Source organism: Pseudomonas cuatrocienegasensis (assembly GCF_900110925.1).
Taxonomy (GTDB): Bacteria; Pseudomonadota; Gammaproteobacteria; order Pseudomonadales; family Pseudomonadaceae; genus Aquipseudomonas; species Aquipseudomonas cuatrocienegasensis.
This window is the reverse complement of record NZ_FOFP01000027.1, coordinates 1-17,769: the sequence shown is the minus strand read 5'-3', so window position 1 is coordinate 17,769 and position 17,769 is coordinate 1. Positions and strand designations below refer to the sequence as shown.

20 protein-coding genes, 3 tRNA genes and 1 pseudogene are annotated in these 17,769 nt (G+C 60.7%); 3 read left to right on the top strand and 21 right to left on the bottom strand.

Going from position 1 to position 17,769, the window contains the following annotated elements; genetic code table 11:
• Window positions 1-22: 22 nt before the first annotated feature.
• Both BMW49_RS23040 and BMW49_RS23035 read left to right on the top strand, forming a co-directional pair.
• A complete protein-coding gene (locus BMW49_RS23040; protein ID WP_069521754.1) occupies window positions 23-961 on the top strand; it encodes a carbon-nitrogen hydrolase family protein in 939 nt (312 codons plus the stop codon).
• Window positions 958-1,995 carry an AraC family transcriptional regulator gene (locus BMW49_RS23035; RefSeq protein WP_069521718.1) on the top strand — a complete coding sequence of 346 codons (1,038 nt, stop codon included), beginning with the start codon at window positions 958-960 and terminating at the stop codon, window positions 1,993-1,995. The genes BMW49_RS23040 and BMW49_RS23035 overlap by 4 nt, the downstream gene beginning before the upstream one ends.
• 249 nt (window positions 1,996-2,244) lie before the next feature.
• Here BMW49_RS23035 and BMW49_RS23030 read toward each other — a convergent pair.
• The 21 genes and pseudogenes from BMW49_RS23030 to BMW49_RS22930 form a co-directional block, all read right to left on the bottom strand.
• Window positions 2,245-2,321 (bottom strand) — tRNA-Asp (locus tag BMW49_RS23030).
• Between the two features lie 96 nt (window positions 2,322-2,417).
• Window positions 2,418-2,494: transfer RNA gene (locus tag BMW49_RS23025), tRNA-Asp, on the bottom strand.
• Between the two features lie 33 nt (window positions 2,495-2,527).
• Window positions 2,528-2,603: transfer RNA gene (locus BMW49_RS23020), tRNA-Val, on the bottom strand.
• 91 nt (window positions 2,604-2,694) lie between these two features.
• Complete coding sequence (gene gspM, locus BMW49_RS23015; RefSeq protein WP_341864820.1) at window positions 2,695-3,201, bottom strand: type II secretion system protein GspM; 507 nt, start codon at window positions 3,199-3,201, stop codon at window positions 2,695-2,697.
• A gap of 5 nt (window positions 3,202-3,206) precedes the next feature.
• Window positions 3,207-4,331, bottom strand: a complete 1,125-nt coding sequence (gspL, locus tag BMW49_RS23010; RefSeq protein WP_069521722.1) for a type II secretion system protein GspL — start codon at window positions 4,329-4,331, stop codon at window positions 3,207-3,209.
• On the bottom strand, window positions 4,328-5,284 hold the full coding sequence (gene gspK, locus BMW49_RS23005) for a type II secretion system minor pseudopilin GspK (RefSeq protein WP_069521724.1): 957 nt from the start codon (window positions 5,282-5,284) through the stop codon (window positions 4,328-4,330). The genes gspL and gspK overlap by 4 nt, the downstream gene beginning before the upstream one ends.
• Window positions 5,281-5,931 (bottom strand): type II secretion system minor pseudopilin GspJ, encoded by a 651-nt coding sequence (gene gspJ, locus BMW49_RS23000; protein WP_069521726.1) that lies wholly within the window; start codon window positions 5,929-5,931, stop codon window positions 5,281-5,283. The genes gspK and gspJ overlap by 4 nt, the downstream gene beginning before the upstream one ends.
• A complete protein-coding gene (gene gspI / locus BMW49_RS22995; protein WP_069521728.1) occupies window positions 5,928-6,311 on the bottom strand; it encodes a type II secretion system minor pseudopilin GspI in 384 nt (127 codons plus the stop codon). Before gspI ends, gspJ begins: the two co-directional genes overlap by 4 nt.
• Window positions 6,308-6,847, bottom strand: a complete 540-nt coding sequence (gspH, locus tag BMW49_RS22990; protein WP_069521730.1) for a type II secretion system minor pseudopilin GspH — start codon at window positions 6,845-6,847, stop codon at window positions 6,308-6,310. The genes gspI and gspH overlap by 4 nt, the downstream gene beginning before the upstream one ends.
• 17 nt (window positions 6,848-6,864) lie before the next feature.
• Window positions 6,865-7,311, bottom strand: a complete 447-nt coding sequence (gene gspG, locus BMW49_RS22985) for a type II secretion system major pseudopilin GspG (protein WP_256541734.1) — start codon at window positions 7,309-7,311, stop codon at window positions 6,865-6,867.
• Between the two features lie 3 nt (window positions 7,312-7,314).
• Window positions 7,315-8,532 carry a GspF family T2SS innner membrane protein variant XcpS gene (gene xcpS, locus BMW49_RS22980; protein ID WP_069521734.1) on the bottom strand — a complete coding sequence of 406 codons (1,218 nt, stop codon included), beginning with the start codon at window positions 8,530-8,532 and terminating at the stop codon, window positions 7,315-7,317.
• On the bottom strand, window positions 8,532-10,019 hold the full coding sequence (gene gspE, locus BMW49_RS22975; RefSeq protein WP_069521736.1) for a type II secretion system ATPase GspE: 1,488 nt from the start codon (window positions 10,017-10,019) through the stop codon (window positions 8,532-8,534). Before gspE ends, xcpS begins: the two co-directional genes overlap by 1 nt.
• A 287-nt stretch (window positions 10,020-10,306) precedes the next feature.
• The gene (locus tag BMW49_RS22970) at window positions 10,307-10,819 is read right to left on the bottom strand and encodes a hypothetical protein (RefSeq protein ID WP_069521738.1); all 513 of its coding nucleotides are present in this window, start codon (window positions 10,817-10,819) and stop codon (window positions 10,307-10,309) included.
• 401 nt (window positions 10,820-11,220) lie between these two features.
• Window positions 11,221-11,370: pseudogene (locus tag BMW49_RS22965) on the bottom strand (RHS repeat-associated core domain-containing protein); the annotation flags it as partial.
• A gap of 286 nt (window positions 11,371-11,656) precedes the next feature.
• Window positions 11,657-12,058, bottom strand: a complete 402-nt coding sequence (locus tag BMW49_RS22960; protein WP_069521740.1) for a type II toxin-antitoxin system MqsA family antitoxin — start codon at window positions 12,056-12,058, stop codon at window positions 11,657-11,659.
• Between the two features lie 2 nt (window positions 12,059-12,060).
• Window positions 12,061-12,357, bottom strand: coding sequence for a type II toxin-antitoxin system MqsR family toxin (locus BMW49_RS22955; RefSeq protein ID WP_069521742.1), 297 nt, complete (start codon window positions 12,355-12,357; stop codon window positions 12,061-12,063).
• Window positions 12,358-12,407: 50 nt separating this feature from the next.
• Window positions 12,408-13,406 carry a tyrosine-type recombinase/integrase gene (locus BMW49_RS22950; protein WP_069521744.1) on the bottom strand — a complete coding sequence of 333 codons (999 nt, stop codon included), beginning with the start codon at window positions 13,404-13,406 and terminating at the stop codon, window positions 12,408-12,410.
• Window positions 13,396-14,250, bottom strand: coding sequence for a hypothetical protein (locus BMW49_RS22945; protein WP_069521746.1), 855 nt, complete (start codon window positions 14,248-14,250; stop codon window positions 13,396-13,398). The genes BMW49_RS22950 and BMW49_RS22945 overlap by 11 nt, the downstream gene beginning before the upstream one ends.
• Before the next feature lie 15 nt (window positions 14,251-14,265).
• Window positions 14,266-15,003 carry an IS21-like element helper ATPase IstB gene (istB, locus tag BMW49_RS22940; RefSeq protein WP_069521748.1) on the bottom strand — a complete coding sequence of 246 codons (738 nt, stop codon included), beginning with the start codon at window positions 15,001-15,003 and terminating at the stop codon, window positions 14,266-14,268.
• Window positions 14,996-16,540, bottom strand: coding sequence for an IS21 family transposase (istA, locus tag BMW49_RS22935; RefSeq protein ID WP_069521749.1), 1,545 nt, complete (start codon window positions 16,538-16,540; stop codon window positions 14,996-14,998). The genes istB and istA overlap by 8 nt, the downstream gene beginning before the upstream one ends.
• A gap of 264 nt (window positions 16,541-16,804) precedes the next feature.
• A complete protein-coding gene (locus tag BMW49_RS22930; RefSeq protein ID WP_069521752.1) occupies window positions 16,805-17,110 on the bottom strand; it encodes a hypothetical protein in 306 nt (101 codons plus the stop codon).
• A gap of 384 nt (window positions 17,111-17,494) precedes the next feature.
• Here BMW49_RS22930 and BMW49_RS22925 point away from each other — a divergent pair.
• The coding region (locus BMW49_RS22925; RefSeq protein WP_139205715.1) for a transposase at window positions 17,495-17,769 on the top strand (275 nt) is incomplete at its 3' end.

Genomic DNA, 17,769 nt, shown 5'->3' with positions numbered 1-17,769 from the left:
TGCACGCCCTACCCTGTTGCCCATGAAACGTACCGTCTCGCTTATCGCCCTGCTTGTACTCGCCTTCGCTGGCCTGATCAGCTTTCTGATCTGGGCCGAGCGTCGGCCGCCCAGCCATTACCTGTCGGACCTGCGCACCCAGGTCATCAGCAGCCCGCGCCCGGCAAACAGCCAGGGCAACCTGCTGCTGGTGCGCCCACAGTTGTACCCGTCCGACTTCCAGAGTACCGCCCAGCTACGCCGCAAGCTGGCCGCCGCACTCGATCAGGCGCAGCAGGCCGGCTTGCTGACCCCAGACACGCTGGTGGCACTGCCGGAGCATATCGGCACCTGGCTGCTGGCCCGTGGCGAGAAGGCCGAGTTCTACCAGGCCCGCACCCGCCAGCAGGTGCGCGACTGGCTGCTGCTGGGCAACCCAGTACTGGCCACCCGCGCCCTGCTGCTCAACCTCGACGCCGAGCGCCTCGACGAAGCGCTGCTGCGCATGAAGGCCGAGCAGATGGCCCGCGACTACCAGCAACTGTTCGCCGGCCTGGCCCGCGAGTACCGCGTCACCCTGCTGGCAGGTTCGATGCTGTTGCCGGCGCCATATATGCAAGCGGGCGAGCTGCACAGCGGCGATGGGCCGCTGCGCAACCTCAGCCTGGTTTTCGACGCCCAGGGCCAGGTGCAGGGCGAGCTGTACAGCGAACCCTGGCCCTGGCGCGATGAGGGCAGCATGCAGCAGGTTCGATTGGGCGAGCAGTGGTTTGAAGTCGAGCGCGACTGGCACGCCGGCCACCCGCAAAGCCGCCTGCGCCTGCCAGCAGGGACCTACGGCCCGCCGCTGTTTCTGCGCGGTCAACTGGACTGGCCGATTGGCGGCGCGACCCGGCATATCCACCTGATCCCCGATAACGCCGAACAGGCCAGCGACGCGCCAGGCTCGCACCTGCTGAATATCTGGATACCCGCGACGTGAACAGCCCGCGGGTGCGCCTGGGCGACCTCTCCGTGGGTTTCGTGCACAGCCTGGCCGACGCGGTGGCGCAATCCGGACACGACCCCGCACCGCTGCTAGCGCAATATGGCCTGGATGCCGCGCGCCTGGGCGAGCCCCGCGCGCGCCTGTCGATCCCGCGCTATATGCGCCTGGGTCATGCCGCCATTCAGTTGTGCGACGCCCCAGCCCTGGGCCTGCGCATGGGCCGCCTGAGCCGCCTGGGGCAGATCGGCCTGGTCGGCGTCACCGTCGCCCAGGCCCCGACGGTACGCGAAGCAGCCCGCGCCCTGACCCGTTTCGAGCCGTTGTACGCGACCAACTACCGTGGCCAGTCGAGCCTGCATGAAGATGCGCGAGGCGCCTGGCTGCGCTTTTATTCGATCAGCCCGTACAACGCCTACAACCGCTTTGTTATCGACTCGGTACTGGCCGGCTGGCAGCAACAGCTGGCACTGGTGGCGCAACAACCGCTGGCCGTGGAGAGTGTGCAGATCGAGTACGCCGCCCCGCCCTACGCCGCCGAGCATGCTGCGCACTTCGCCTGCGCCGTGGAGTTCGACTGCGAATACAACCAACTGCGCCTGGATCAGGCCAGCCTGGCCTTGCGCAACCCGGAGCACTGCCCGAGTACCTGGCGGCATCTGCTGGATATCTGCGAACGCGAACTGGAGCAGGCAACCCGCACGCGCAGTCTGCGCGAACGCGTTACCCAGCTACTCGGCCCGCTGCTGCACGGCCGCGAGCCAGACCTGGCGGAAGTCGCTGCACGCCTGCAACTACCCAGCTGGACCCTGCGGCGCAAATTGGCGGAAGAAGGCACACAGTTTCGTACCCTGCTCAACGAGACCCGCCGCGACCTGGCCATGGCCTATATCCGCGACACCGAGCTGGCCTTCGGCGAGATCGCCTACCTGCTCGGCTTCGCCTCGGCTGAGGCCTTTCAGCGCGCCTTCAAACGCTGGAACCAGCAGACCCCGGGAGAATTTCGCCGCACCCAGCGCCTGCGCGCTTAAGGCTGCTGCGACTTACAGCTCCATCGCATCGTCTTGCGGCTCGCTCGGCTCTTCGGCCAGCGCGCGCTGCTCAAGCAGCTCTTCCTGATACTCATCCATGGCGTAGCCTCCAGAACACTCGGCAAACCACTGCGGTTTGCCTGTGTGCAGCAGTCTGCGGGCCGCAAATGAAACCGGGATGACACAGCGATGACAAAACCAGCAGGCAATAAAAAACCCTCAGATCTTGCGATCTGAGGGTTTCGTATATGGCGCAGCGGACGGGACTCGAACCCGCGACCCCCGGCGTGACAGGCCGGTATTCTAACCGACTGAACTACCGCTGCGTGTCGGTGTGGACTTGCGTCCGTACAACTCTTGCTTCATCTGGCCTACGTTACCGCTTGTAGACCTCATCCCCGGTAAACCTGGGATGGAAAATATGGCGCAGCGGACGGGACTCGAACCCGCGACCCCCGGCGTGACAGGCCGGTATTCTAACCGACTGAACTACCGCTGCGCGTCGGTGGACTTTCGTCCTATCTCACAAAGGTGGTGGGTGATGACGGGATCGAACCGCCGACCCTCTGCTTGTAAGGCAGATGCTCTCCCGGCTGAGCTAATCACCCGTTGCTTTGCGAGGCGCGCAATTTAAGGGGCGGGCGGACCTAAGTCAATACCCTGCTTGAGTTTTTTCTAAAATAATCCAGCAACCAGGGTTCATGGCAGCGCCTGCAAACTCAAACGCGCACCGACCAAGCCGCCCTCGCGCCGCTCCAGCGCGGCCTCGGCCACCTGCACACCCTGCCGCTCCAGGGTTTGCAGCCAGGCCAGTAACCGCTCAGCCGGTGCTGACTGCAGGTTCAGTTGCACACTGCCCTCGCCCAGGCTCTCCAGGCGTTCGATCTGCAGACCAGCTTCGGCGGCGCTGCTGGTGACCCACCCCTGCAAACGGGCCGGATCGACGCGCTGCGTACTACCGCTACCCGGCTGCACCTGTGGCGCATTCGCTTGCAGGTAAGCATGCAGTGCGCGCTGCTCGATGAACGCCTCGCGCGCCGCCTGCGCCTGGCGCTGCACCGGTTGCCAGAGCGCCAGGTAACCCAACACCAGCAGTAAAAAGCCCGCCAGTGCCAGCAGCGCATGCTGCTCACGCTGAGCCAGACTTTGCCAGCGCTGCGCCAGGGGCGACTGCTGCCAGCGGCTTTGCCAGTCGATCTTACCCATGCGCCTCATCCTCCAATAACCAGGCGTGCGCTGACACCGTTTGCTTCACGACTTGCCGCGCCCAGTTGCACAGCCATGTCGGCGCCCTGCAGGCGCTCGCGCAGTTGTTCGAGCTCGGCAAAGCCTGGGGCTGTGACCTGCAGCGACAGCTCACCCGGCGTGGACCGGTAGTCCAGTTGCTCGACCTGCACCTGGGCACCGAGCAACGCGCCAATCGTATCCAATTGACTGAGCAACCCACTCTGCCCCGCGCCGGCTTCACTCAGGTGCTGGTCGAACTGCGCGCGCAGGTTGACCAGCCTGTGGTCTTGCGGGAACAGCTCGCGGTACAGCGCAGCACTGGCGTCGGCATAGGCATCGGCTTCGCGCTGCAGGTGCCAGCCTTGCGCCAGGTTGAAGCCCCACTGCAGCACCAACCACAGCCCCAGCAAGGCCAGCAGCGGCCGCAGCGATTGCCAGCGCACATCCTGCGTCGCAGGGGCGAAATCACCCTGGGCAAGGTTGGTCCCACGAGCCTGCCCGGCTAACCACAGATGCGCATCATCTAACTGCAGCACCTGGTCGGCTGCAAGCGGCTGAACATCCGCGCCGGCCTGCACACAGCAATGCGGGCGCGGGTAGCGATCTGCCAGGCTGCCCCAGGCCTCGGGATCGAGTGCCAGACGCGTTTGCGTGCTGCCGCCCAGCAACCAGCGGCCATCCAGCCAGAGCAACTGGGTGCCTTCGTCCGGCAGGCAATCGGCGTCCATCAGGATACGGCCGGGGGGTGTCGGGCAGACGGCCAGCCAGTCGCTCAACCAGGCACGCCGCAGCGCATAGACCCGATACCGGCCATCGGCAAGCAGCTCGCCCAGCGCCAGGTGCAACTGTTCGATGTCATCGGCCAGTTGCTCCTCGACCGCAAACGGCAGGGCCTGACGCAGCCAACGCGCCTTGCGCGTGGGCAGGTGCACGGCACAGGCGGTCACCGCCTCCACCGGCAGCACCAGGGTCCAACCGCTCTGCTGTTCGGCACAGGCCTCGGCGAACGGCAAGGTCTGGGACTGCCCGGCGCGCACCTGGCGCACCGGCAGTTGTACATCTACCCCGGCACAGGCCGCAGGCGGCAAAAATACACAGCTGAGGTTCATGGCTGTTGTTCCTTGTCGGGCGCAGGCAAACCGCTGCGACCTAAATCTCGGGCGAGAACATACACCTTACCCTCGGTTGTACGCTGCAACTGGCTGTGCAGAACCTGGCGACGTTCACCGATCTGCACCTCGGTGAGCACCTCGAAATGCATACTGCCCACGGCCAGACCACCACCGCTGATGCCCAAGGCCGGCAGCCGGCCGAGAAACGCCTGCACATCGCTAAATCCCTCGGCACCGCGGGCCTCGATCAGCGCCACGCCATCGGCCAGGGACAGGCCCTCGGCAAGGCTGGCAATCACCGGCGCGCTGGCCGTGTTGATATTCAGCGGTGCCTCGACCGGCAAGGCACTGACCAAGGGCTGCAGGCGTTGGTAGTCGCGCTCAGCCATCCCCAGCAGGCGCAACTCCGAAACATCCGTGAGCAAGCGGTTAGCAGCGCGATAAGCGGGCTGCGCCAGCAGGTACTGATCGTCTTCGGCGCCAGCACCGCCCTGGGGCTCGCTGTCTTCGTCAAGCCAATCGGTCAGGCGCTCGACATAGGCCACATCGATCTGCAGGATGGCCAACAGGCGGCGAAACTGCACGCGCGCAGCCTCCCCCGCCTCACCGGCGTCGGCCAGCCGATTGAGGTTGAAACGCCCGCTGGCGTCCAGGATCTGCACGCGCAACATGCCGTTGTCGAGGGCAAAGGGCGTGCGCAGCTGAGCCCACGGCTCGCCCAAGTGGTCACGCGGCGCACGCGGGTCACCCTGCTGCAGGTCGCGGCGCAAAATGGCCTTGGCGAGAATCTCCCCGCCCAGGGCGTAATGCCAGGCCTGACGCACCAGCAATTGATTGGCGGTGCTGCGAATCGCCAACTGCTGACGGGCGATGATCCCGGCACAGACCACCGTGACCACGGCCACCACCACCAACACGGTGATCAGGGCCATGCCGCGCTGCGGCTTCATGGCGTCACCTCACCGACCTGTTCAGCCGGGGTATCCGGCAGGCCCTCAGGCAGCCGCAGCAGGCGCCGCAACTCGCCTTGCCGGCGGTGCTGCAGGCGCAACTCGACGGCCAGCGGCAGGTGGGTTAGGCGCTGCTCAACGGTATCCGTCAGCGGCGGCCAAGTGTCTTGCCAGGCGCCGTCCTGGTCGAGGTAACGCAGGCTCAGCGCCGTCACCCCGTCTAGCGCCTGCTGCACCTGCGGCTGGCTGTCCTGGGCCTGATCCAGTACCTGCCAGTACAGACGCTGCCATTGCCCATTCTGCAGTTGCCAGCGCACCCGCTGACGTTCGGCGCGTAGCGAACCCTGCGGGTTACGCCAGCCCGCACGGGTCAGCTCCAGGCGCGCGGAATCCTCGCTGTCACCCTGCAAGGCCGGCAGCGCCTCACCGTAACCATCGCGCACGGGGCGCACGGCGACCTGCAGCACATCGCGCTCAAACGCCGCCAATGCGCGCACCAGTTCACGCAACTCGCGGTCATGGGCGCGGGTGCTGGCATCGGTACGTAAAACGCTGTCGAGCATCTGGTAGGTGGCCAAGCCGATCAGCGCGAAGATGGCCAGGGCAATCAGCACTTCGAGCAGGGTGAAGCCGCGGTTGCCGTTCATGGCGCGACCTCGATAAAGCCCTGCAGGTTGACCACCGAGCGCTCGCGAACCGCCACGCCGCCACTCTGCCAGGGCGCCAGCCACAGGCTGACGCGCTGCATCTGCGGCTCGCTGGTGGCAATGACCTCGCGCTGCCATTGCCAGCGGCGCCCGGCGAACTCGCTCTCCCCGGTTGCCGAGCCAAGCGCTAGCGGGGTCGGCGCCAACTGCCACTCGCTCAGTTGGTTATCGGCCAGCCACATGGCCAGGGTGCGGGTTTCCAGTTGCGCGGCAACCTGCAGGCTGCGGGCGCCGGCGCTGAGCACACTGGCGGCGACCAGGGCAAAAATCGCCAGTGCCACAAGCACTTCCAGCAAGGTAAAGCCCTTTGTTCGCCTCATAGCCTGGACCCCGCATCGACCCGCTCGACCACTGGCAGACGAAAACCATCACTGCTCAATCGCAGCCGCGCGCCACCACGGCGCTGTTCGGCCAGCAGCAAGCGAAACGGGCTTAGCTCACCACTGGACAACAGCACCAGTTGCGGCTGCAGGTCTTCCTCAGACTCCGACCGCTCCTCGTCACCGGCAAGGCGTAGCGTCTCGCCTTCAAGCTCGACACTCAACACGGCCCATGCCGGCAAACGGTGCAGATCCTGGCCAAGGGCTTGCCAGCGCTGCTGCTGGGGATCATGGCGCAGCACCTGATAGGCCTGGGCCTCGAAGCGGATACCGTAGTCACGGTTATCCAACACCGCTTCCTCGCTGACCACGCCGATCAGCCCGGCCAGACGCTCGGCCTCGTTGCGCAGCGCGCGCTCCGGGCTGGCCAGCCCGGTACTGAGCACCACCAAGCCGACCACACAGCCGAGGATGACCAGCACCACCAGCAGTTCCACCAGGGTGAAACCACGCACAGTGCGGTGAAAGCGCGGCATGCCTCAGGCGCGCCCGGTCACTGGTCCCAGTTGCCGATATCAGCGTCCTGACCGCTGCCGCCCTGGCGCCCATCGGCACCCAGCGAGTAGAGGTCGAACGCGCCCCGGGTGCCAGGCGCCAGGTACTGGTAAGGCGCGCCCCAGGGGTCGACAGGCACCCGTTTGAGGTAACCATCCGAGTTCCAGTTACTGGCGGGCGGGTTGCCGGACGGTTTGCGCACCAGCGCCTCGAGCCCCTGCTGGGTGCTCGGGTAGCGCTGGTTATCTAGCTTGTACATATCCAGCGCTGCGCCAATCGCCTTGATGTCGCTCTGCGCCACCGTGACCTTGGCCTGATCTGGCCGGCTCATGACCTGGGGTACCACCAATGCAGCAAGGATGCCGAGGATGACCACGACGACCATGATTTCGATAAGGGTGAAGCCGGCCTGGGAGCGGAAGCTGGATGTTGTCCTGTTGTGCACCTGTTACCCCACCAACTGATTGAGAGAAAGAATCGGCAGCAGAATAGCCAGTACGATGACCAGCACAACCGCCCCCATAAATACCAGCATGGCCGGCTCGAACAAACCGACCAGCAGTGCCACCTGCGCACTCAGGTCACTCTCCTGGTTGCGTGCAGTGCGCGCGAGCATCTGGTCCAGTTCGCCAGAGCGCTCGCCGCTGGCGATCATGTGCAGCATCATCGGCGGGAACTGCCCACTGGCCTCCAGGGCTCGGGTCAGGCTGCCGCCCTCACGCACCTTCTGCGCGGCGATCACCACCTGCGTACGAATCGCCCGATTGCTGATCACCTCAGCGCCAATGCCCAGGGCTTCGACCAGCGGCACGCCGCTTTGCGTAAGAATCGCCAGGGTCGAGGCGAAGCGCGCGCAGTCGGTCGCCCGCACCAGCCGGCCGATCAGCGGCAGGCGCAGCAGCAGGCCATGCCAGCGCAGCAGCAGTGCCTCTTCACGCAGCGCCCGGCGCGCTAACACCACAGCCAATACACTGAGTAGCACGGCCAGCCAGCCCCAGTTCTGCACCCAGGCGCTGGCCGCGATCAGCACGCGGGTCAAGGTTGGCAGCGTCTGCCCGGAGTCGACGAACACCCGCACCACGTCCGGCACCACATACCCCAGCAGAAAACCGACGATCAGCAGCGACGCGCACATCAGAATCACCGGGTACAGCAACGCCAATTGAATTTTCTGCCGCGATTGCTGGCGTTGCTCGGTGTAATCGGCCAACTGCTCGAGCACCGGCCCCAGGTGCCCGGTGTGTTCACCAGCGGCCACCGTGGCGCAGTACAGCGCCGGGAAGGCCGCCGGAAACGCCCTCAGGCTGCCGGCCAGATCATGCCCTTCGAGCACCCGCCCACGCACCGCCAGCAGCATCGCCTGGATGCGGGGCGAAGCCGCCTGGGCCGCCACCGCGCCCAAGGCTTCCTCGATGGGCAGCGCCGCCTGCACCAGCGTCGCCAGTTGCCGCGTGATCAGCGCCAGGTCGCGGGCCGAGAGGCCACGCTGGAACCATCCCTGAGTGGCGCCACCGCCCACCTCACGCGGGCGACTGAGGTGCACCTCCAACGGCGCCAGGTGCCGGTCACGCAGCATCTGGCGCACCTGGCGCGCGCTGTCAGCCTCCAGTACGCCCTTCTGTCGGCGCCCTGCCGGGTCGAGGGCCAGGTATTCAAAGGCGGCCATTATTCTTCCCGGGTCACGCGCAGCACTTCCTCGACGGTGGTCACCCCTTCCAGCACCTTGCGCCGACCGTCATCGCGAATGCTCGGCCCCAGGGTGCGCGCATGACGGACCATGACCTGTTCGGCAGCGGCGCTGTGCACCAAGGTGCGCAGGTAATCGTCGAACACCACCAACTCGTAAATACCGGTACGCCCGCGATAGCCCTGCTGATGGCAGGCGGCGCAGCCACAGGCGCGATAGAGCGTCGGCGGGTTCTGCGCATCGACGCCCAGCAACGCGCATTCGGCAGCGTCGGCCTGGTAGGCCTGGCGGCACGCTGGGCACAGCACCCGCACCAGGCGCTGGGCCAGCACGCCGAGCAGGGATGAGGCCAGCAGAAACGGCTCCACGCCCATGTCGACCAGGCGGGTGACGGCGCCAATCGCACTGTTGGTGTGCAGGGTCGAGAGCACCAGGTGCCCGGTCAGCGAGGCCTGCACGGCGATCTCGGCGGTTTCACGGTCACGGATCTCACCAACCATCACCACGTCCGGGTCCTGCCGCAGAATGGCGCGCAGGCCACGGGCGAAGGTCATGTCGACCTTGGTGTTGACCTGGGTCTGACCGATGCCTTCGAGGTGGTACTCGATCGGGTCCTCGACGGTGAGGATATTGCGGCTGCGGTCATTCAGGCTGGCCAGGCTGGCGTACAGCGTGGTGGTCTTGCCGGAGCCCGTGGGGCCGGTGACCAGCAGAATGCCGTGGGGTTTGCGCACCGTGTCTTCCATCACCTGACGATCACGCAGGCTCATGCCCAGGTGCTGCAGATCGAGGCGCCCGGCCTGCTTGTCGAGCAGGCGCAATACCACCCGCTCGCCATTGGCCGACGGCAGCGTGGAGACGCGGATATCGACCTCACGCCCCCCAACCTTGAGCGAGATACGGCCGTCCTGCGGCACACGCTTCTCGGCGATGTCCATACGCGCCATGACCTTGATCCGCGAGACCAGCAGCGCGGCCAGGCCGCGCTTGGGTTCGAGCACTTCACGCAGCATGCCATCGACGCGAAAACGCACCACCAGGCGCTTCTCGAAGGTTTCCAGGTGAATGTCCGAGGCATCCTCCTTAATAGCCTCACCGAGAATCGCGTTGATCAGGCGGATGATCGGCGCGTCGTCTTCCTGCTCCAGCAGGTCTTCGGTTTCCGGGGTCTGCTCGGCCAGAGCGGTCAGATCGAGGTGTCCGCCCAAATCCTCGGCCAGCTGCATGGCCCCCGCTTCATGCTGGTAAGCCCGCGCCAGGGCCTGCTCGAAGGCAGCGGCCGAAAGCGCACGCCAGCGCAATGACTGGCCCACGAAACGCTGCACCTCGGCTAGCGCCACAGGTTCGACCTCAGGGCGATGAGCAACATAGGCCTGACCGTCTTCGAGCAGCAGAACCACCCCATGGCGTTTGGCGAAGCTGAATGGCAAACGGCGCAACGGCGTTTTGAGCAGCGAAGCGTTCATGCGACAGGCCTATAGACAGAGCGGCAGCAAAAGCCAAGTGCAACACGATTAGCGAGATGAAGCTAGAGCACCATGCCGCATACTTTTATTATCTCAAAAGGGTGCCATCTGGATTTATAGCATCCTCATCCCGCCTATTTGGATAAAATATTTTTCTTCTCGCCCACAGAAAAGGGACAGGTTTGAATGGCACTTACTTAATATCTAACCGTTTTATCTGAAACGAAAAAGGCCGCTCCCGGTCTACGGCCCCATTGATTTCTACCGGACCTCACCCAAATCGCTCATTACGCGCCCACAACTACCCCTAATTTCTTTAGTACCTTGAAGGGATTACCAATGCCTGACTGGAACACCAAGAACAGACAAATTAGCTTTAACCAAACAAGGAGAAAAATAGAGACGGCAATTATCAGCGCGGAAATTTTTGCAGTGTCTTCAGCATATCCATTAAGCGCCAAATTTACTGCAAAAACTATCGGCGCAACCATTATTGCCAAGCACAACGCACTTACAATAGCGATAGTAAAAATCCTTTCTACTTTACTCATCTTAATATTGTACTCTATCCGCCCCTGCACCTCCGTTATTGCAGCATAGTGCGATGGCGAAGACAGAAATCCGCTTTTCTTAATCTTTATTTTCTCACTCTCTACAATGACTGAATAATTGTTTGTTTTTTTACCATCAACATTAATCTTAAGCTTGTCAAAATCGCCACCTTCAGGAAGCACGACAGTACGCTCACCTAATATATACCGACCTAAATTTAAGAATTTTTGAAAAAATTTAATTGCCATAGTTATTTTCTGACTCCATCAGCAAAACTAGCTGTACCGCCTACCGTTCCGCTAGCGTTGGCTCCGTATCCATACCCGTAATGGATACTTCCTCCGGTAAAGTTATTAGCCCCGTTAAAACTGGCAGAGCCCCCAAAACGGCCAAAGTGAGCGCCCATTTCCGCGCCACCACCACCTAAATCACTTACAGACCCTGATTGGTAACCCAGACCAATAGAGAACTTACCAATACCAATATCTTTACCACCAGCTTGTACCCCACCATATACGCCAAAGTCCCATTTCCCACCCAGCGGTCCTGGAAATGAGAAAGCCACACCACATGTAAGCCCTTGCGGTGAAGCCTCGTGACCAAAGAAATCACCAATAAAGCCAGGAATTCGTATAGCCCCTTCAGCAGTCACGGTATCAAGGCCTAATGGGTCATAAAACTTGATAGGGTTCCCCATGACGTACCCGTAAGTATTGAGACCACCTTTTAGCCCAATCGGATCACTTTCGACGTACCGCCCGGTCTCGGGGTCGTAATCGCGGAAGTAGTTGTAAACTAATTCTCTTTAACACCCCTGGTCACACTGCCTCTGCTCTCCCGCCAACAGGGCCGCAACTGACCGCCGGCACCGCCATAAGGTTGACTGCACAATCCATCGCCATTAGCCTTGGCACCAAGAATAACCCCCACGCCTCGGGCGGGACTCGTCCCGTACTGCGCACCAGGGGGTTAGTTTTTTCTGCCCTCCCAGCACGCCCTCCAGTGCTCGCGCTGCTCAAAACTCATCAGCGCTCTCAAAAGACAAATCCATACGCCAAGGCGTGGACTTCACCAGACATGTGGGGCTATGCAGTCCTGACTTCGTTCAGTAGCTCAGGGTGGCGATCAAGCACCTTGAGCAATTTCACCAGAGCCAGCGGCGGCTTGGTTTTACCGTTCTCGTAGCGCGAGAACGCATTGACGCCACCGCCGAAAATCTCGGCCGCTTCGCGCTGGTCAAGGGCGAGCTTCTTGCGGACGCTGGTGATAAAGCCCGGATCGACAATCGAAGCATTCACCTGCTTGTTAAATCCCAGCATCGCCGTGCTGACGCGGGCCGACTCGCCTGCATCAAGAACCACTTCGCCACAGGCCGGGCAGAAGTCGCCGGTTACTGCCGGAATGGAGGTCGATTCGCTCTTGTAGGTGTACGGCATATCACGGGTGTCATGCACCAGTTCCGCCGCTGCGCAAGATGGACATTTCATGTTCATAGCTCCTTGAAGGACACGATGAGCACATCATCAATGACCGTGAGTTTCAGATAGACCTCTCCGGCCTCCGTGTTAGTCCGGTACACGTCCTGCCAGACCGTATGATCGGCGTGCGTGGTCATGCTTTTGTAGAAGTCTGCCGGGACCAGCGCCATGACAACGCCGATGATCCCCTCAAAGTCGAACCCCAACGCCGCCCCGCCAGCCAGGGCGGACATGGTTGAGCGCACTTTCCTTGCTTCGACCAAGGCTTTCACGACTGACAGCTTGCAGTGTGGGGTCCTTTTTTCCATATACGTCACGCTAACCTACTAGGTTATATTTGGCAACTTGGTTAATCGCCTCAGGGTAGAGCTTTCTGAGTTCTACGGGCCTCCTCAAGCAGCTTTCCTGGGCCGGAGCTCTGGGCTGCGGGGTGCGTTTTGCTATACACACCTTGCAGATCAGTGATGGTCACATGGGTGTAGATCTGGGTGCTTTCGATGCACTGGTGTCCCAGCATCTCCTGCACATAACGGATGTCCGCCCCATTGCGCAGCATGTGTGTCGCTGTTGCATGGCGAAGGGCATGGCAGGAGCCGCTTTTACCGATCCCGGAACGCCGGATGTACCTACCAACAAGCGTCGTTAGCTTACTTTTCTGGATGCGCTTGCCGGATATGCCCAGAAAGAGCGCTTCGCCGCTGGCCATTGTCGCCAGGCTGCCTCGAACCTCATTCAGATACTGCTCAACCCGGTCGAGTGACTGCTGTGCAATGGGAACACGCCGATCCAGGCCGCCTTTCCCTTTGCGCACGGTAACGATCTTCTGCTTGAAATCCACATCTCGGATATCCAACCCGGCCAGTTCTGCTCGGCGTATTCCTGTGGCGTAGTAAACCTCCAAGATCGCTCGATCCCTCAATCCCATCCGACCCTTCGTGGTCGTCTGATGCAGAATCGGAGCAATCTCATCTTCGTCGGGGATCTGCTTGGGTATCTGGCGAGGAGCCCTGGGCAACGGAAATCTGGAGTAGAAATCCGATGGCACAATGCCGAAGTAGTGCAATCGCTTGAGCAGGCCTGTCACGGCCATTAACCGCATACGCTGTGTTGCAAGCTCCAAGGGCTCGTGGTCGCGCGCCTTGCGATAGCGATACAGGTGTTTGCGATAGCGCTCCAACAGATCCAGATCAACCTGCGAAACATCGTTGATACCCTGAGGCTCGCACCAGAGCACAAACATTTTCAGCACTGTCGTCTTGGCATATGCGGTCGCATCGCTTTGACCGCGAGCCAAGCAGTCATCCACGTAGAAGCTCACACACGCGGACAGGGTGGTTGGATAAGTTTCACTGGTCATATTCACCTCCCATTTTCTTCGGAAACACCAATGACTCCCTCAGCAGGAGTGAGAGCTCTTTGGCGGGGTCGCTAACCGTAAGGACAAAAGCGTTGCTATCTGCGCCCTGCGGAAATAGAACGAAGCGCACCTCGATGTCGTTGTGAGTAAGCAGGTGGGCAATTCGCCTAGCCTCATCAAGCTCAGGCCGGGACGAACCAAAGGCGAGATACACCAGCCTGACCAGGCTGCTCTGCAGGATGCTCAGGTGCTCATCGTCAAACCCTGCGAACCCCAGGATGGCAACCACGTTGCGGTATCCATGGCACCACCAGGTCAGTGCTTCGATTGGGCTTTTGCAGAGAATCAGCTCAGGGAATTCGAACAGCACCTTCTGGTTGAAGAAACCAGCTTGCTCAAGGTGCCAGTGGACGTGGTAGGCCGAATGGGCCGCCAGCTTGGGCGTGATCCGACGCCCATAGCCACCCAGTACCTGCCCGTCCTGATCGAACATTGGAAACACTAGCGCGCCACGAAACAGCTCATGTCCTGACACCTTCAGTAGACCGACACGCTGCAGCGCACCTCGGACTGTTTCCTCCTGAAGGTAATCCAGCTTGTGTAGCTGCAAACCCAATGAGCGATCCGCAAAACCCAGACGGAACTGAGTCAGCAGATCTGCATGGCAAAGACCTCTGTGCTGCAAAAAGGCCTGAGCCTTGGCATGGCTGCGTAAGGTCTCGGTGTAGTAGCCGACCACCTGGCCAATCACCAGACCATCAGCCATGCCGTCGTTGTAGTTACAGCGAACGATCGGTTGATGGATCACTACATCCTGGTCCTGAGTTTGATGGGGTTCGTACATGGCTAGCCCTCCCCATCATCGAGACCGAGCTTCTTGCGCATTAGAGTCGCCGCGCATCTCGATCTTGTGCGCCCGGTGCACGATGCGATCCAAAATGGCATCTGCTAGCGTCGGCTCGTTGATGTACTCGTACCACTTGGCCACCGGCAGCTGGGAGGCGATCAGGATGGCACCGGCCCCCGTCCGGTCATCGACGAACTCCAGGAGATCCTGTCGGCCGATATCGGTGAGCGGTGACATGCCCCAATCATCGAGGATCAGCAAGTGGCATTTCGCGAGCTTGCTGCGGAAGCCGGCAAGAGAGCCGTCAGCCCGGGCAATTTCGGTTTCCTCCAGCAATCGGCTGACGCGGTGATAGGCGACGGAGCAGCCGCGGCGAATCGCTTGCATGCCAAATGCGCACGCCAACCAGGTTTTACCGACGCCCGTAGGCCCGCTGATGAGCAGGTGTTGATGGCGCTCTATCCACTGACATTGCCCCAGCGATAGCAGCTGAGGCTTGTCCAAGCCACGCCGTGGCCTGTAGTCGATATCCTCCAGGCAGGCATTGCGCATCTTCAACTTTGCCTGCGCCATCAATCGCCGCTGACGACGATTGTCGCGGTCGTGGCACTCGGCCTCGACCAGCAGTGCAACTCGATCGCTGAATGGCAGACTCTGAGTACTGGGACTCTCCAGCTGTGAAGCCATGGCGTTTGCCATGCCAAACAACTTCAGCCCATGGAGCTGCTCGATTGTTTGCTGCTCATTCATGGCGGCTCTCCCCGGCGTAGTAATCGGAGCCGCGAACATTGGCGTGTGGCGGAATCAAAGTGGCTGCGGGATGCACTGAGCGGTGCAATTCATCCAGCCGGTGTAGCAGGATGGAACGTAGGCTCTTGATCGTGGGGGATTGGATGGCCAAGGCCCGTGCGCAAGCTGCCTCAACCCTGGTATTACCGTAGTGCTTGGCCAGGTGCTGCAACTGCTGGCAGGCCTTACTGCCAGAGATAGAGAAATCAGCCTTGCCATGAAATTGCGCCTGAACGACCTCTGAAGTAGCAGTACCGAGGCCATAGGCCCATTCGAGGTAATGGTGAGCGGTTCGCGAGGCATAGGCCTGGTGAGCCTCTGGGCGATGGTTGGGGTTAGTCGTCGCGGCCCCTGGCGTGTCGTCGCGCGGGTGAATGGCTACTCGCTTGCTCAGGTGGAACAGGGAAATGGCCGACGGGCTGACCCGGGCCTCCACCCGCTCCCCCACCAAACGCCAGGGCACCGAGTACGCATGATTCAGCACATAGACGTGATAGTCCGGGCCAACCTTCTGAGCTGCCATCCATTCGCCGTACTCGTAGGGCTCTGCCGGCAACGGTTTCAGCGCAGGCTTATCCAACTCCTGGAATCGCTCGAAACGATTACCGGGCAGGCGTTTGAAAGAACGCCGATTCAATTTCTCCAGCAGCTCAGCCAAAGCAATGTTGATCTCTTCCAAACTGAAGAACTGCTGGCGACGAAGAGGCACGGTCACCCACTGCGTGGCTAGTTTCACACCCAGTTCTGCTTTGGATTTGTCCTGCGGCTTCCGAACGCGAGCTGGCACCACCACGCAACCATAATGCTCGGCCTGTTCCTGATAGGTCTTGTTGATGGCGGGGTCATTGCCTGGCGTGGTTACGGCCGATTTGAGGTTGTCCGGGATAACTGTCGCAGGCACGCCACCGAAGAACCGGAACATCTGGTTGTGAGCTTCGATCCAGTCATGCAGCTTTTGACTGGCACTGGCCCAAGCAAAGGTGTAATTGGAGCAGCCCAGCACACCGACAAAGAGCTGAGCTTCATGCTGCTTGCCCTGTACGGCGTCGAACCAAGGAATGGTCTGACCGGCGTAGTCCACAAATACGCAGTCACCTGCGAAATGGACCTGCCGCATAGTGATATCGATCTTGCTCAAGAACTCGCGGTAGTAGTAGGTGAACTGAGAGTACGAGTAAGCCGCAGACTTGAGCTGATTGCGGTACTCGTCCCAGAGCTGGATCAAGGTCTGGTGCTTGGCCTGCATGAGTTGATGGATGGCCACCCAGTCCGGCATGACCTTGCCACTCTCCTGCTGCCTGACCGTGTGAAAGCAGGTTTTTAGCTGACGATCATCCATGTCTTGGATGGTCGCCCAATCCCATTCGTTGGCTTGCGCGACGGACACAATCTTTCTAGCGGTATTGATAGAAACGCTCGCCATCTTGGCCATTTGTCGCAGGCTCATTGCTGAGCAGCAGTGGAGATGCAACGCCTTGCGATAGGTTTGAACTTGCATAGCTGTACCCTCCACGAAGTCGGATCCAGCTATTCAAAGGACGAGCTGGGCCGGCATCGCTAGACGCAATCGAAAAAAGGATACAGAGAGGCCCCGAAGCCAGAATCTGCACACTGGCTCTCGTCTTGACAGACCGGGCTTCGGGGATAAGACTGAAGATAGTCGGGCTGAAATCGACTGTCTGAAAGGGCCTCTGGGATTGCACTCCCGGGGGCTTTTTCTTATCCGCGCCTCACTGCGTTGGTTACGCGCGTAGTGGCTAGCTCATCTGGAATCACCTCCTTGCTCATGATTGAGTGAAACTCCGAACTTGGCGCTGAAGCGCTGCTCGGTCAAATGACGGGCAACGTCCTTCACCAACGCGTATTTCCCGCGCCGGTATTCGAGGTCAAACAGAGGAATTGCAACCGTGTTGCGTACCAACGATTGTCGAAAGGCTTCGCGCGACGGATAGCCCAACGCACGCAGTAACTCATCCCCAGTCATCACCGGGCCATAGCGACCCAGCAAATCGCTCTCAAGGCTTTTGGCGAACTCTTCAATCAGAATTGCTTTCTCAGCATCATCCATCGCGGCATACCCAAGTCATTCGTGATTGAGCGTGACCTCACCTCACGAAGTTTATGCCACCGCAGAAATGCCCGCCGTTCGTCGTGCTGCCAGAGAAAATCTCATAAATTTGAAATACTGAGACTAAATTCCCTTCCCTTCTCCGCAGGGATAAAGGGCCTCTCCAGCTGGAGGTATGTTTCGCGCTTTAGCGCGAAACATTTTGCTTCATGGATCAATTTTTCATATACCCAAAGCCTGTAATAGAAATTCGAAGCAAATACTACGTAAGTGTTTTGCTTAATCGGCTGGGGGTTGAGAGAGTTGCCAATATTCCTAGGGAAACTCTGAAGAAGACTTCCTGATTTTGGCAAAATACCCGGATTCCACCCGCCGAGTTTTCCGATGAAGCAGATGACCTTTGCCGACGCCGAGTACGCAGGCAAGCGCAAGCAGACCCGCAAGGAATTGTTCCTGATCGAGATGGATCAGGTTGTGCCGTGGAAGGGTTTGATTGCCTTGATCGACCCGCATTACCCCAAGGGTGAAGGCGGACGTCCAGCCTATCCGCTGATGGCGATGCTGCGAGTTCACCTGATGCAGAACTGGTTCGGCTACAGCGATCCGGCGATGGAAGAGGCGTTGTACGAGACGACCATTCTGCGCCAGTTCTCGGGGTT